Raw genomic sequence first — 14,140 nt, 5'->3', positions numbered from 1 at the left:
GCTCGCAAAGGCCGTGCGGTGATTGTGGAAATGGGAGGAATGGGGCCAGATGGAAATCATCCTGCTCGTGGTCTGCTTTGTGATCCTCGTGCTGGTCGGCGCTCCTGTGGCGCTGGCAATGATCGTGATGCCGACGGGATACATCCTGCTGACCGGCGCGGCGCCGCTGCTGACCGTACCGCATCAGATGTACGAAGGCATCGCCCACTTCCCGCTTGTGGCGGTTCCCTTCTTCATGCTGACGGGCGAGTTGATGAACGGCTCGTCGGTGACCGAACGGATCATGCGGCTCAGCCGTGTCATCGTCGGGCGGATGCGCGGCGGGCTGGCACAGGTCAACATCGTGGCCAGCATGTTCTTTGCGGGAATGAACGGGTCCGCCGTGGCCGATACCGCGACCATAGGCACGATCATGATCCCGGACATGAAGGCAAAAGGGTACACCCCTGCCTATGCGGCGGCGATCACGGCGATCGGCTCGACCATTGGCGGCATCATCCCGCCAAGTATCGCCATGATCGTGCTGGCCAGCTCTGTGAATCTGTCGGTCGGTGCGCTGTTCGCCGGGGGGGTCCTGCCGGGTATCCTGATCGGCTTGCTGCTCATGTTGACGGCGTGGATCATCGCCAAGGCCAAGGACCACGAGCGCGGAGATGAACCGTTTACCATCCGTGCCTTCATCGCTGCGGCATGGGGCGCGTCTTTGGCGCTCAGCGTTCCGTTGATCCTGGTGGTTGGCATTTTTGGCGGCTGGTTCAGCTCGGTCGAGGCGGGGGCAATCACGGCGCTGGTTGCGCTTACACTCGGAACCGTCGTCTATCGCGATCTCGATCTGGCGTCTTTTCTCGGGGCGCTCAATCGTACGGTGCGGATGTCGGCGTCGGTCTTTGTCATCATCGCTGCAGCCGGTCCCTTCACGTGGCTTCTGGCGCGTTTGGGGGCGCTTGAGATGTTGCAGAACTGGCTTCTCGGCTTTGCCGAAACGCCGTTTCTCTTCGCGCTCATGCTGCTGGGCCTTATCCTGCTTGCCGGCATGATCATGGATGCCGCCGCCAATATCATCGTGCTCGGCCCCTTGCTGGTCGCCGCCTGCGAGACCGCCGGTTATGAGCCCGTCCAGGCGGCGCTTGTCGTGGTTGTCGGTTTCCTGCTGGGCACCGTCACCCCGCCCGTCGGGGTCTGCTATTTCACAGCGACCGCCATCGCGGGCTGTCGGCTGGAGCAATCCGCAGCCGCCCTCGTGCCATTCCTGGTGGCCGAAATCGTCGTTCTGCTGCTTATGCTTTTCCTGGCGCCGTTGACGCTCTTCCTGCCGCAGCTGTTGGGGTTCATCTGACATGGACTTTTTGAAACGCATTGCTGATCTGGCGGATTTTGTGATCCTTCGAGCCCTGCCCGTGATTTGTGGTTTCATGCTGGTACTGATGGTGGTTTTCATCGCCTACACGGTGGTGATGCGTACCGTCTTTCTCAATCCGCCATTCTGGGGCGACACACTGGCGCTCTTCGCCAATGTCTGGATGGTGTTTCTTGGTCTGATTATCGCTGTGCGCGAACGGTCGAACATCGCGATGGAGGCGCTCTATCAGATGATCCCCGCACGGTATGGCAGGCTTTTCCGCAAGCTTTGGGCGCTTGTTTTTGCGGGCTTTGGATTGCTGCTGCTGATCAAGGGCCATGAGGCCGCTTCGCGTATTCTGGGCTCTTACTGGGAGCTTGGAAATCTGCCGAAATCCTACCCGATGATGATCCTGCCGATCACCGGAGCGGGCATCCTGGTCGCCTCTCTCCTCTCGTTTGTCCGCCCGCTTGATGAAGAGCCCCATGCCGACGAACAGGAGTTTCCCTGAACCTTTGCCGACTGTGCAAACCCGACAAGAAACAAGGAGGTTGAAATGAAATTGAAACGGATGAGAAGCGCCCTGCTGGGGGGTGCGCTGGCAGCTCTGACCGCGGGAACAGCCTGGGCCGAGGCCGAGATCAAGTTGGTCTTTGGCGTGGCAGGTCAACCAACCTGGGGTTTCGGCAAGCTGCTGACCGATGTGATCGAACCCAATCTCGAAAAATACTCGGATGGCCGAATTGATCTGGAGGTGCATCAGCGCGGCGCATTGTGCAGCGAAGCGGCCTGCATGGAGCAGTTGGGGCTTGGTCAGATCGACATGACAACCGTTTCGGCGGGGAACATGGGTGCGTTCGGCAAGACCTTCGACATTCTGAACCTGCCCTATCTGTTCAAAGGTCAGCAAGAGGCCGAGACCATCATGCGCGGTTGGCTGAGCGATGAGCTTGCCAAGCAGGCCGCCGAAGAAATGGGCATCCACGTGCTGGCGACGGTATCGTCCGGTGGCTTCCGCAACGTGGTCAATACCGAGCGCGAAGTCCGCGTGCCCTCCGATCTCAACGGTCTCAAGATCCGGGTGACCAAAAGCCCGACCGAGTTCAATCTGGTGCAGGGGTGGGGCGGGGTTCCCATTCCGTATGCCTGGGCCTCGCTCTATGAAGGTCTGCAATCCGGCGTCGTTCAGGGCATGTATCTGCAGGACGTTTTCGTCTCGGCGGCCAAGTTCTATGAGGTGACCAAATTCGTCACCCGCGTGGAAAGCTCTTACAGTGGCCGACCGGTGATGATGAGCAAGCAGCGCTATGACGAGTTGCCCGACTGGGCAAGGGAGGCTATCGACAAGGTTGCCGTGGACATTGCCAACGAGGCACTGAACTTTGATCTGGCCTGGCAGGAAGAAGCCGTCGCCGCGATGCAGGACAAGGTTGCGGTCTATGTCCCGACCGAGACGGAACTGGCCGAATGGTCGAAAGGTGCGGTTGACGCCTGGGTCGCTGTCAAAGGCACCTATGATCCGGCACTTGCGCGGCGCATTCTAGAAGAGCAGGGTCAGACCGAGCTGATCGGGCTGCTCGAAGAGGCCGGCGCGCTCTGAGCCTGTCACTTGCGAGACCTGCTTCCTCCCGGCAGGTCTCGTTCCTATTCAGGATGGGAAACATGGACATCATCGACGCGCATCATCACCTCTGGGATGTCGAGAAGAACGGTGCAAGCTATCCTTGGTACACCGAGGATCACGGCGACCGGGGCTGGGGCGACACCTCGGCCATCATGCGCAACTACACGCCTGCCGAACTGCTGAGAGATGCGCAAGAGGGTGGGGTGACGGTTCTGAAATCGGTCCATGTGCAGGCCAATTTCGATTTCTCGAATCCGGTGGGGGAAACCCGATGGCTTGAAGAAATCGCGCAGGAAGAGGGGTCAGGCAACCTGCCGACCGCCATTGTCGGTTATGCCGATCTGTCTGCGGTGGATGTGGGGCGGGTGCTTGAAGCGCATGCGGAACACCCTCGCTTTCGTGGTGTGCGGCAGGTGCTTAACCGGCACGACGACCCTAAACTGAACCGCGCTCCGCAGGATTTCTTGGCCAACCCGGACTGGCGGACAGGGGTGCAAAGGCTTTCAGAAATGGGCCTCAGCTTTGATGCGCAGATCTATCATCAACAGGCCGCGGCCTTGATCGAAGTGGCCGGTGATCTCCCAGAACTCGACATCGTTCTTGATCACGCGCTGATGCCTGCCGAACGGGATGACGCGAATATCGAGGGCTGGCGGCAGGCTGTGATGCGCCTGGCCGAACTGCCAAATCTGTCGATGAAAATCAGTGGCTTCGGTATGGTTGATAACAACTGGTCAACCGAAAGCATTCGCCCCTTTGTCCTGCATTGCATCGATGCGTTCGGACCGGACCGGATCATGTTCGGTTCAAACTTTCCCGTCGACAAGCTGATGTCGGATTACGGTCGGCTCTGGCGAGCCTATGACGAGATCCTCTCGGGTTTTTCCGATGCTGAACGCCATGCCATGCTGATCGGCACGGCTGAACGCTTCTACAGGATCTGAAGTCAGGGGGCAGCGTCTTTTTCTTCGCGCAGCAACCGGATTGCGTGGACCTTGGATTCCTCGACCAGACGGCGCGCGGTCTGTTCGGCCTGAGCGCCCCGACCTGCCGCAATGTGATCGACCAGTTCCGACCAGTTTTCGCAGGACTGAACTCGGCGCTCCAGCGACGAAAGGCCAAGCCGCGAGTACCGCAGGGTCTGGTGAAAGAGCAGGGTCACCATCGAGTTGAGACGTTCATTGCCCGATGCCTCGCTGATGGACAGCCCAAACTCGACCACCGCGTCGACATAGTCGGCCGAGGCCTTGGGGCCCGTTTTCTTGGCAAGCTTGTTCAAGGCCGCAAGATGCCGGCGCAGCATGTCGATGTCATCCTTGCTACGCGTCTCGGCCAGCCGGCGCGCGCCAAGACCCGCGAGTACGGCGCGGATGTCGAAAACATCGGCAACCTCTTTTGCGGACAGTTGAGTGACAATTGCCCCGCGTCTGGGCGCAATCGTGACCAACCCGGCATTTTCAAGAATACGCAAGGCTTCGCGTACAGGGCCACGACTTACCTTGTAGCGCTCCGAAATGCCGATCTCCTGCAACCGGTCATTCGGCATGTAGCGCTCGTTCACGATCTCATCGGCCAATTGCATCGCGATCTGCTCGGAAATCGACAGCGCTTCGCTTCCCCCCGCAAGCGACGGCCTAAGTGAAGCAAGCATCGCGCGATGCAGTGCCGTGGTCTGTTGATACATCTACTTGTCCCTGCGGCTGCATATTAAGCCCAAGCAAAGTTTATTAGCTTAGCGTGATGCGCACAAGCGGCTGACCCTCCGAGATGGCGTCGCCTTCTGCCACAAGGATTTCGGAAACGGTGCCGTCACAACTGGCCTCGGCCGGGATCTCCATCTTCATGGATTCCAGGATCATCAGGACATCTTCCTCTTCCACGGTGTCTCCAACCTTGACCTCGATTTTCCAGACGGTGCCCGCGATCTCGGATTCGATCGTTTCGTCACTCATGCTTCATCCTCCACGATTTCCGCACGCCCGACAGGCCCGGGCGACGACAGGTTTCATTCTTTTTAAATCATTCTTATTGTCAACAATCTTATTTTGTGTAGTCTGAATGAACGACCCGAGTGACAAGACCGGAGGGAGCGCCTCATGAGCTGGCAGAAAGAAGTTGACGAGATCAACAGGCGCCGCGAGATCGCCAAGGAGCTTGGTGGCGCAGAGGCGGTCAAGCGGCAACATGATGCCGGGCGGCTGACCGTACGCGAGCGGATCGACATGCTCGTCGACAAGGGCAGCTTTCGGGAACTCGGCGCGCTCACCGGCAAGGCGACCTATGACAAGGATCACAACCTGATCGATGTAACCCCGGCCAATGCGGTGATTGGCACCGGCAAGATCGACGGGCGCAAGGTCTCGATCGACGGGGACGATTGGACCATTCGGGGCGGATCGTCCGAGGCGACGGTTTCGGAAAAATGGATCTATGCCGAGAATTACGCCGAGGCGATGCGCATGCCGTTGATCCGCCTCGTCGAAAGCGCCGGTGGCAGCGTCAAGATCCTCGACCAGAACGCCGCGACCAAGTTGCCGGCCTATCCCACCTGGAGCCTTGCGCGGATGATGGGAACGATCCCGGTGGTGGGGCTGGCCCTTGGTCCCTGCGCCGGGCTTGGCGCGATCAAGGCCGCCACGGCGCATTATTCGGTCATGATCAAGGGCACCAGCCAGGTCTTTGCCGGTGGCCCGCCGGTTGTCGAGCGCGGCATGGGGATCAAGGTCGACAAGGAAGAGCTGGGCGGTTCCAAGGTTCATACCCGCGAAAGCGGCGTGATGGGCAACGAGGCAAAGACCGAGGAAGAGGCCTTTGAGATGGTCCGCAAATTCCTCTCCTACTTGCCGTCGAGCGTGTACGAAATGCCGCCTGTCATCGACTGCGATGACCCCAAGGATCGCCACGAGGAAGAGCTGATCGAGATCATCCCGCGCGACAAGCGCAAGGTCTACAAGTCGCGCAAGATTCTCGACATGGTCTTTGACAAGGGATCGATCTTTGAACTGACCAAGGGTTACGGACGCTCGATCGTCACCTGTTTTGCACGGCTTGGCGGGCGGCCCGTCGGCGTCATCACCACCGACCCGATGCAATATGGCGGCGGTATGACCAAGGCCTCTGCCAGCAAGATGGAGGCGTTCATAGACCTGTGCGATACGTTCCACCTGCCGATCGTTCACATGGTTGACCAGCCCGGAACAATTGTCGGCCCCGAGGCCGAGCGCACCGGCGCCGTCAAGGGCTCGGTCCGTGTCTGCATGGCCATCGAACAGAGCCAGGTCCCCTGGTGTGCGATTATCACACGGCGGTGCTACGGGCTTGCTGGCAGCACCTTTGGCCGGGTTCAGGGGATCAACCTGCACTATGCCTGGCCCTCTGGACGTTGGGGCTCGATCCCGGTCGATGGCGGAGCAGAGGCCGCGTTCAAAAAGGAACTGGACGCGCTTGATCCCGAGGCCCGCGCTGTGCGCCTTGCCGAGATCGAAAGCCATTTCTTCCACATGGAATCGCCCTTCCTGACGGCAGAGAAATTCCGCATCCCCGACATCATCGACCCCCGCGACACCCGAGCGCTGCTCAATGACTGGCTCGATGACGCCTGGAAGCTGATTCCGGACCAGCTGGGCCCCAAAGGCCGCACCTTCCGGATGTGAGGTCGCCATGAAACGTCTGCTGATTGCCAATCGAGGAGAAATCGCCTGCCGCATCATCAGGGCGGCCAAGTCACTCGGCATCGAAACGGTCGCCGTCTGTTCAGAGGCCGATGCCGCCGCGATGCATGTGTCGATGGCAGACCATTCCGTCTGCCTTGGCCCACCACAGGCGGCGCAAAGCTACCTCAAGCAGGAAGCACTTCTCGAGGCGGCTCGGTCAACCGGCGCCGATGCCGTGCATCCGGGTTATGGGTTTCTTGCCGAAAGCGCCGCGTTTGCCCGCAAGGTGACCGGGGCAGGTCTGACATGGGTCGGTCCTTCTCCGGAAACGATAGCGGACATGGGGGACAAGGGTCAGGCCCGCGTTCTTGCGATCAAGGCGGGTGTGCCGGTGCTGCCCGGCTCGGAAAGTTTCGCCGAAGGCAAGCTCGACGGGCTTGAGTCGGCAGGCGCCGCAGTCGGGTTTCCGCTGCTGGTCAAGGCGACGGCCGGCGGAGGCGGTATCGGCATGCAGCGCGTCGACGACCCGGCCAAGCTGCGCAAGATCGCCGAACGTACCCAGTCCGCCGCTGCGCGGAGCTTCGGCGACGGTTCTGTCTTTCTGGAACGTTTCATCGCCCGCGCGCGCCATATCGAGATCCAGCTGTTCGGCTTCGGCGACGGGCGCGCGGTGCATCTGTTCGAACGCGACTGTTCGTTGCAGCGCCGTTTTCAGAAAGTGGTCGAGGAAAGCCCTGCGCCACAACTTGATCGGGCGATTGCCGAGCGGATGGGAGAGGTCGCCTGCGCGCTGGCAGGTGCGGTGCATTACAGCGGCGCGGGGACGGTCGAATTCGTGTTGGATGCCGACACCGGAGAGTTCTTCTTTCTCGAGATGAATACGCGCATTCAGGTTGAGCACCCCGTAAGTGAAATGGTCACGGGAACCGATCTCGTCGCCGCCCAGCTGCGTCTGGCGGCAGGCGAGGATCTGACCGACGACCTGAGCGATCGACCCCTTGCAGGCCATGCGGTCGAGTGTCGGCTTTACGCCGAGAACCCGGCCAAGAAGTTCCTCCCTTCACCCGGCACGCTGGAGCGTTTCACCCTGCCCGAAGGGATGGAGGGCATCCGTATCGACACGGGTGTGCGCGAGGGAGACACGATCACCCCGTTTTATGACCCGATGATTGCCAAGATCATCGCCTATGGGGACAGCCGCGATCAGGCCATCGGTCGGATCAATGCAGCGCTGCGCGCGACCGAAGTCGAAGGTCTTGTCACGAACCGGGATTTCCTGATCGCCGTCACATCGAATCCGACGTTCAAGGGCGGCGATGTCTGGACGGGTTTCATCGATACGCATCTGGACGACCTGTTGTCTGCCTCCAGGAGCTGAGCGAGATGCCGGAAAGGACGACCATGAAACCGCCCCAATCGCTTCTACATGCCTTGCAACCGTTTCTGGCTGGTGAACCGGACAAGGAAGCGCTTGTTTTCGGTGCTCATCGCCTGACCTTTGCCGATATGGCCGGTCTCGCGGTCGCGCAAGCCGATGTTCTGCGCGACCACGGGGTAAAACGGGGCGACCGTGTCGCCGCAATTTTTCCCCCGCGACCCGAAGCCATCCTGTCCATGCTCGCGTGCTGGCTTGTGGGGGCGACGTGGATTGGTATCAATCCCCGCTATCAGCGCCGTGAACAGGCGCAAATCCTCATCGACGCAGATGTGACGCTTTTGATGTCGATGACCCGTATCGGCAACCGGGACCTTTCCGAAGACCTGGCAGGCCATGAAGCTGAGCTGGGGCTCGACATCATCCGCTTCCAGCAAGAGTTCACGATCGAGGGCCTGCCTGCTCCGGTCCCTCGCGATACCGCCATGGCCCGGTGGCATGTGGCGCTCGAACAGCTGGACCCCGAACAGCCAGCCGTGGTGATCTATACCTCCGGGTCGACCGGCAAGCCAAAAGGCGCTCTGATCACCCATGTCGGCCTGGCGTTCCGCTCGCACACGCTTCACACGGACCGGTTCGATCTGCCGGCCCCGACGCAGCTTATCGACCTGCCGGTCAATCACATCGGCGCACTGGCCAGTGGCATTGGCGTTGCCATGGTGTCGGGCGGAAAAATGATCCTCTCGGAACAGTTCGATCCGGGAGTCACGCTGAGGACGGTCGAGGAAGAGAACCTGGCGATCCTGAGTGGCGTTCCCGCGATGCTCGCCCGGCTTGTCGATCATCCCGACTTCGGGTCGACGGACCTGTCTTCGGTCAAGGCGATCAGCTGGGGTGCGGGACCCATCCCCGAGGCCGTGCTAAAGCGGCTGATGAGCGCGAGTGACGCGGTTTTCTCGCAGCAATACGGCATGACCGAAAGCAACGGTCCCATCGTCTTTACCCCGCCCACGCGAGACGTGGACATCCTGTTGCAGACGACGGGCAAACCTGATCCTCGCCTTGAGTTGCGCATCGCCGATGAGGCCGATGTTCCGGTGCCCTTCGAAACCGAAGGCGAGGTGCAGGTCAGACACCCGCATCCGTTCGCAGGCTATTTGGGCAATCCCGAAGCCAGCGCCGCCGCCTTTACGGCAGACGGGTTCCTGCACACGGGTGACCGGGCAAAGATCCGCGAGGATGGCTATCTCGTTTTTTGCGGACGCAGCAAGGAGATGTACAAGTCGGGTGGCTTCAATGTCTATCCGCGCGAGATCGAGATCGCGCTCGAGGCGCATCCGGACATTCGGGCGGCCGCCGTGCTGGGCGTCGACGATCCGCAATGGGGGCAGGTGGGTCATGCCTTTGTTGAACTGGCCGCCGAGTTGACGGTCGACGAGATCAAAGGCTGGTGCAGGGGGCGACTGGCGGATTTCAAGGTACCCAAGCGCATCAGTGTGATCGACACCATGCCACGCACACCCGTGGACAAGGTGGACCGTATGCGCCTGGCAGAGATCGCGGCGCAAGGCTGACCCAAGGCAACGACAAGGAGGCCGTTTCATGGATTTTGCACCATCCCCCAAGGCCAGAGAATACGAAGCCCGGCTCGCCGCCTTCATGGCGGCCCATGTCTATCCAGCCGAACAGATATATCATGAGCAGCAGCGCCAGGCGTCTTCTCGCTGGTCGGTCCCGCCGGTGATCGAAGAGCTGAAAGCCAAGGCACGCGCCGAGGGCTTGTGGAACCTGTTCCTGCCCGATGCCGAGCTTGGCGCCGGGCTGTCGGTTCTGGAATACGCACCTTTGGCAGAGTTGACGGGCCGCAGCCACATCGCGCCCGAGGTATTCAACTGCAACGCTCCCGACAGCGGCAACATGGAAACGCTCTTTCTCTATGGAACCGAGGAGCAGAAGGATCGCTGGCTGCGTCCGTTGCTGGCGGGTGAAATCCGCTCGGCCTTCCTGATGACCGAACCGGATGTTGCTTCATCGGATGCGACAAATATCGAATGTGAAATGCGCCGCGATGGCGACGAATATGTGATTAACGGTCGAAAATGGTGGTCTTCCGGGGCAGGGGACCCGCGCTGTCGGATCTTTATCGTGATGGGCAAGACCGATCCCTCGGCGTCGGTTCATGCGCAGCAATCCATGGTGCTGGTGCCCGCGGACACGCCCGGCGTCACGGTGGAACGTCATCTGCCCGTGTTTGGCTATGATGACGCGCCGCATGGTCATATGGAGGTATCGCTCACCGAGGTGCGGGTGCCGGTCTCGAATGTGTTGCTTGGCGAGGGCCGGGGTTTCGAAATCGCGCAAGGGCGCCTTGGTCCCGGACGGATCCACCATTGCATGCGCTCTATCGGCGCGGCCGAGCGGGCGCTGGAACTGATGACCGAACGCCTGCTGAGCCGCAAGGCATTCGGCAAAGCCATCGGTATGCACTCGGTCTGGGAAGAACGCGTCGCCAATGCGCGTTTGAACATCGAAATGACGCGCCTGATCTGTCTCAAGGCGGCGTGGATGATGGGTTCTGTCGGCAACAAGGCGGCCAAAGACGAGATCGCTATGATCAAGATTGCCGCCCCGAGCATGGCCGCAAGGGTGATCGATGATGCGATTCAGGCCTTTGGTGGGGCCGGTGTCTGCGATGACACGCCGTTGTCGTGGATGTATGCGGCGCAGCGCGCTCTGCGGCTTGCCGATGGGCCGGACGAGGTGCATCGCCGTGCAATGGCCAGGTCGGAATTCAAGCGCGCGGCGGGACGCCTGGGTATCGACATTCGCTCCGTCTCTGGATGACACCGGCGGACGCGCCCCTCGCGTTTCGTTCTTCCCGTGACACGAAGGCCTGCGACGCTAGGGTTCGTCCAATGATCGGCATACGCCCTGTCATTGCAGGGCCGCAATAGGCGGTCTCTGCAATTGCCGCCGTGTTCATCCGGCCCGCACCGGGGCGCCCAACCTGCGTGACAGATCGATCGCCGCGTCCCGCACGAGGTTGCCGATCTCTGTCAACCGCTCGTCGGGCATCCTGTCCGAGGGGCCGGACACAGAGATGCCACCGACCGTCTCGCCGGTGAAATCGGTGATCGGGGCGGCAACACAGCGCATGCCGTGGGTGCGTTCCTCGTCATCCAGCGCCCAGCCCCGACGATGGATCAGGTCAAGCTCGGCCAAGAGACGCTCTTTGTCGAACAGCGTCTTCATCGTGAACTGTTCCAGCCGTGGTTCGGGCAGCAGCCTGTCGATGCGGACGCGGTCGTATTGCGACAACAGCGCCTTGCCGATCCCCGAGGCATGCAGCGGCGCGCGCGTGCCGGGTTGAAAAAAGGCGCGGATGTTCGATTGGGTCTCTACCTGGCTCAGGAACAGGATCTCGCCATCGCGTTCGATACCGATATTGGCGGTTTCTCCGGTCGTTTCCATCAGCTTGCGTAGAACGGGGCGGGCGCGCTCGACCAGCGAACTGCGCAGCAGAAAGGCGGATCCCAGTCGGAACAGGTCTGGGCCGATATGCCAGGTCTGGGTTTCCGGGTCGATCTCGGTCAGGCGGCGGCTCTCAAATGTGTGCAGTGCCCGGTATACCGTCGCCGGTGCCAGGTCGAGCCGGTCCGCCACCTCTGACAGCGTCAGCCCCCGCGCCGAGGCGAGGCATTCGAGGATGTCGATGGCCCGGTCGAGCGACTGATTGGTGTTCTGCTCGCTCTTGTCGGCAAAGGCCTTGGGCCGCCCTCTTTTCCGTTTCTCCGTCGCCAAACCGCTGTGCTCCTGTCGATCTTTTGTTTCTGTGACGTCACATCTCGTCGAGATGAAAAACTATAAGTCTATGTCAATAATAATATAAACCCATCTTCACTTGTAATGAAAAACATTTTCAAAAAAATTGTCAAGGGGCCGTGCCCGGTGGATGATAGGACATCGAATCCGTTGAACGAGGCACAAGATGAGTTTCCAGAACCCCGTTTTCATCCCTGGGCCGACCAACATCCCGGAACGCCTGCGCAAGGCCTGCGACATGCCGACGATCGATCACCGTTCGCCATTGTTCGGGCAGATCCTGCACCCGGCACGAGCGGGGGTGCAGGCCGTGCTCAAGAGCGAAACAGCCGAGGTCTTCATCTTTCCTTCCACCGGGACCGGGGGCTGGGAAACCGCGCTGACCAATACGCTGTCGGCGGGCGACGGGGTGCTGGCCGCGCGCAACGGCATGTTTTCCCATCGCTGGATCGACATGTGCCAGCGTCATGGGCTGATGGTCGAGGTCGTCGAAACCCCCTGGGGCGAGGGTCTGCCTGCGGATCGTTACGAAGAGATCCTGACGGCCGACACCGAACACAGGATCAAGGCGGTTCTGGCCACCCATAACGAGACCGCAACCGGGGTCCGCTCGGATATCGCGGCGGTGCGTCGCGCGCTCGACAAGGCGGGGCATCCGGCGCTTCTGTTCGTCGATGGGGTCAGCTCGATCGGGTCGATGGATTTCCGCTTCGACGACTGGGGGGTGGATGTGGCCGTCACCGGCTCGCAAAAGGGCTTCATGCTGCCGGCCGGGCTGGCGATTGTCGGGTTCAGCCTCAAGGCGATGGAGGCGACCCGCACCGGCACCCTGCCGCGCACCTTCTTCGATGTGCATGACATGGCCAGGGGCTATGCCAACAGCGCCTATCCCTATACCCCCGCGGTGGGCCTGATGAACGGGCTGAACGAGGCGTGCAGGATGCTGCTGGACGAGGGGCTGGAGAATGTCTTTGCCCGCCACCACCGCATCGCCGAAGGCGTGCGCGCGGCGGTGAGGGCTTGGGGGCTCGATCTGTGCGCGGCCTCGCCGGATGTCTGTTCCGACACGGTCAGCGCCATTCGCACGCCCGAGGGTTTCGACGCCACCCGGATCGTGACCCATGCCGCCAGCAAATATGGTGTCGCCTTTGGCGTCGGGCTGGGCGAGGTCGCGGGCAAGGTGTTCCGCATCGGCCATCTGGGCAGCCTGACCGATGTGATGACCCTGTCGGGAATTGCCACCGCCGAGATGTGCATGGCCGATCTGGGGCTTGATGTTCCGCTTGGGTCGGGTGTGGCCGCCGCGCAGGCGTATTTCCGGTCACATAGCGCCGCCTCGGTGCTGAAAGCAGCCTGAGGGAGGGACCAGAAATGTATATCCCCACCTACGAGGACATGCTTTGTGCGCATGATCGGATCGCGCCGTATATCCGGCGTACGCCGGTGCGGGTGTCGGATTATCTGAGCGAGTTGGCGGGGTGCCGGCTGTTCTTCAAATGCGAGAACTTTCAGGAGCCGGGCGCGTTCAAGGTGCGCGGGGCCACCAACGCGGTCTTTGGACTGGACGAGGCGCAGGCCGCCAAGGGCGTGGCGACGCATTCGAGCGGCAATCATGCCTCGTGCCTGTCCTACGCCGCGATGCTGCGCGGCATTCCCTGCAACGTGGTGATGCCGCGCACCGCGCCGCAGGCCAAGAAGGATACGGTGCGTCGCTATGGTGGCGTGATCACCGAATGTGAGCCCTCCACGACCTCGCGCGAGGCGACGTTCGCCGAGGTGCAGGCCGCGACGGGTGGTGATTTCGTGCACCCCTACAACGATCCGCGCGTGATCGCGGGGCAGGGCACCTGTTCCAAGGAATTCATGGAGCAGACCGACGGGCTCGACATGGTGGTGGCCCCGATCGGGGGCGGCGGCATGATCTCGGGCACCTGCCTGACCCTGGCGACGCTGGCGCCGGAAACACAGGTGATCGCCGCCGAGCCCGAACAGGCCGACGACGCCTATCGCAGCTTCAAGGCGGGTCACATCATTGCCGATGATGCGCCCAGGACCATTGCCGATGGTCTGCTGGTGCCGCTCAAGGACCTGACCTGGCATTTCGTCTCGCACCACGTGTCCGAGATCTACACCGCCTCGGAACAGGAGATCATCGATGCGATGAAGCTGATCTGGAAGCACCTGCGCATCGTGATGGAACCCTCCAGCGCCGTGCCGCTGGCCACCATCCTCAAGAACCCCGACGCGTTTCGTGGCAAGCGCGTGGGCGTGATCATCACCGGCGGCAACGTCGATCTGGACAAACTGCCCTGGATGCAGGGCTGAAC

13 protein-coding genes are annotated in these 14,140 nt (G+C 61.3%); 10 read left to right on the top strand and 3 right to left on the bottom strand.

Annotation, left to right across the window (positions count from 1 at the left end):
• Positions 1–49: 49 nt before the first annotated feature.
• The 4 genes from AC2FLM_RS22540 to AC2FLM_RS22525 all read left to right on the top strand — a co-directional run bounded on the left by AC2FLM_RS22540 (position 50) and on the right by AC2FLM_RS22525 (position 3,907).
• On the top strand, positions 50–1,336 hold the full coding sequence (locus AC2FLM_RS22540; protein WP_496830051.1) for a TRAP transporter large permease: 1,287 nt from the start codon (positions 50–52) through the stop codon (positions 1,334–1,336).
• A 1-nt stretch (position 1,337) separates the two neighbouring features.
• The gene (locus AC2FLM_RS22535) at positions 1,338–1,850 is read left to right on the top strand and encodes a TRAP transporter small permease (RefSeq protein ID WP_234143786.1); all 513 of its coding nucleotides are present in this window, start codon (positions 1,338–1,340) and stop codon (positions 1,848–1,850) included.
• A gap of 45 nt (positions 1,851–1,895) precedes the next feature.
• Positions 1,896–2,939, top strand: coding sequence for a TRAP transporter substrate-binding protein (locus tag AC2FLM_RS22530; protein ID WP_234143787.1), 1,044 nt, complete (start codon positions 1,896–1,898; stop codon positions 2,937–2,939).
• A gap of 62 nt (positions 2,940–3,001) precedes the next feature.
• Positions 3,002–3,907 carry an amidohydrolase family protein gene (locus AC2FLM_RS22525; protein ID WP_496860040.1) on the top strand — a complete coding sequence of 302 codons (906 nt, stop codon included), beginning with the start codon at positions 3,002–3,004 and terminating at the stop codon, positions 3,905–3,907.
• Between the two features lie 2 nt (positions 3,908–3,909).
• Here AC2FLM_RS22525 and AC2FLM_RS22520 read toward each other — a convergent pair whose 3' ends face one another.
• On the bottom strand, positions 3,910–4,647 hold the full coding sequence (locus AC2FLM_RS22520; RefSeq protein WP_496860039.1) for a GntR family transcriptional regulator: 738 nt from the start codon (positions 4,645–4,647) through the stop codon (positions 3,910–3,912).
• Positions 4,648–4,690: 43 nt separating this feature from the next.
• Entirely contained in the window at positions 4,691–4,915 is a 225-nt protein-coding gene (locus AC2FLM_RS22515; protein ID WP_496860038.1) for a biotin/lipoyl-binding carrier protein, read from the bottom strand.
• 144 nt (positions 4,916–5,059) lie between these two features.
• On the opposite strand from AC2FLM_RS22515, the gene AC2FLM_RS22510 reads away from it, so the two are divergent.
• From AC2FLM_RS22510 to AC2FLM_RS22495, 4 genes are read left to right on the top strand one after another with little or no spacing between them, the layout of a single operon-like run.
• The gene (locus tag AC2FLM_RS22510) at positions 5,060–6,616 is read left to right on the top strand and encodes an acyl-CoA carboxylase subunit beta (protein ID WP_496860037.1); all 1,557 of its coding nucleotides are present in this window, start codon (positions 5,060–5,062) and stop codon (positions 6,614–6,616) included.
• Between the two features lie 7 nt (positions 6,617–6,623).
• A complete protein-coding gene (locus tag AC2FLM_RS22505) occupies positions 6,624–7,994 on the top strand; it encodes an acetyl-CoA carboxylase biotin carboxylase subunit (protein WP_496860036.1) in 1,371 nt (456 codons plus the stop codon).
• A gap of 23 nt (positions 7,995–8,017) precedes the next feature.
• Entirely contained in the window at positions 8,018–9,565 is a 1,548-nt protein-coding gene (locus AC2FLM_RS22500) for a class I adenylate-forming enzyme family protein (RefSeq protein WP_496860035.1), read from the top strand.
• A gap of 28 nt (positions 9,566–9,593) precedes the next feature.
• Positions 9,594–10,835, top strand: coding sequence for an acyl-CoA dehydrogenase family protein (locus tag AC2FLM_RS22495; RefSeq protein WP_496860034.1), 1,242 nt, complete (start codon positions 9,594–9,596; stop codon positions 10,833–10,835).
• 135 nt (positions 10,836–10,970) lie between these two features.
• Here AC2FLM_RS22495 and bhcR read toward each other — a convergent pair whose 3' ends face one another.
• Entirely contained in the window at positions 10,971–11,792 is an 822-nt protein-coding gene (gene bhcR, locus AC2FLM_RS22490) for an HTH-type transcriptional regulator BhcR (protein WP_496860033.1), read from the bottom strand.
• 187 nt (positions 11,793–11,979) lie between these two features.
• Here bhcR and bhcA point away from each other — a divergent pair, with 187 nt between their 5' ends.
• Complete coding sequence (bhcA, locus tag AC2FLM_RS22485; protein ID WP_496860032.1) at positions 11,980–13,170, top strand: L-aspartate--glyoxylate aminotransferase BhcA; 1,191 nt, start codon at positions 11,980–11,982, stop codon at positions 13,168–13,170.
• Positions 13,171–13,184: 14 nt separating this feature from the next.
• A complete protein-coding gene (gene bhcB / locus AC2FLM_RS22480; RefSeq protein ID WP_496860031.1) occupies positions 13,185–14,138 on the top strand; it encodes a beta-hydroxyaspartate dehydratase BhcB in 954 nt (317 codons plus the stop codon).
• The last annotated feature ends 2 nt before the right edge of the window (positions 14,139–14,140 follow it).

The organism is Ruegeria sp. SAZD011 (assembly GCF_059612545.1).
This window is presented reverse-complemented; position numbering and strand designations above follow the sequence as displayed.

Coding starts and splice junctions, on each gene's coding strand:
- AC2FLM_RS22520 (WP_496860039.1), bottom strand. CDS start 4,647: ATGTATCAACAGACCACGGCACTGCATCGCGCGATGCTTGCTTCACTT.
- AC2FLM_RS22510 (WP_496860037.1), top strand. CDS start 5,060: ATGAGCTGGCAGAAAGAAGTTGACGAGATCAACAGGCGCCGCGAGATC.
- bhcB (WP_496860031.1), top strand. CDS start 13,185: ATGTATATCCCCACCTACGAGGACATGCTTTGTGCGCATGATCGGATC.
- AC2FLM_RS22500 (WP_496860035.1), top strand. CDS start 8,018: ATGAAACCGCCCCAATCGCTTCTACATGCCTTGCAACCGTTTCTGGCT.
- AC2FLM_RS22525 (WP_496860040.1), top strand. CDS start 3,002: ATGGACATCATCGACGCGCATCATCACCTCTGGGATGTCGAGAAGAAC.
- bhcA (WP_496860032.1), top strand. CDS start 11,980: ATGAGTTTCCAGAACCCCGTTTTCATCCCTGGGCCGACCAACATCCCG.
- AC2FLM_RS22495 (WP_496860034.1), top strand. CDS start 9,594: ATGGATTTTGCACCATCCCCCAAGGCCAGAGAATACGAAGCCCGGCTC.
- AC2FLM_RS22515 (WP_496860038.1), bottom strand. CDS start 4,915: ATGAGTGACGAAACGATCGAATCCGAGATCGCGGGCACCGTCTGGAAA.
- AC2FLM_RS22540 (WP_496830051.1), top strand. CDS start 50: ATGGAAATCATCCTGCTCGTGGTCTGCTTTGTGATCCTCGTGCTGGTC.
- AC2FLM_RS22535 (WP_234143786.1), top strand. CDS start 1,338: ATGGACTTTTTGAAACGCATTGCTGATCTGGCGGATTTTGTGATCCTT.
- AC2FLM_RS22530 (WP_234143787.1), top strand. CDS start 1,896: ATGAAATTGAAACGGATGAGAAGCGCCCTGCTGGGGGGTGCGCTGGCA.
- AC2FLM_RS22505 (WP_496860036.1), top strand. CDS start 6,624: ATGAAACGTCTGCTGATTGCCAATCGAGGAGAAATCGCCTGCCGCATC.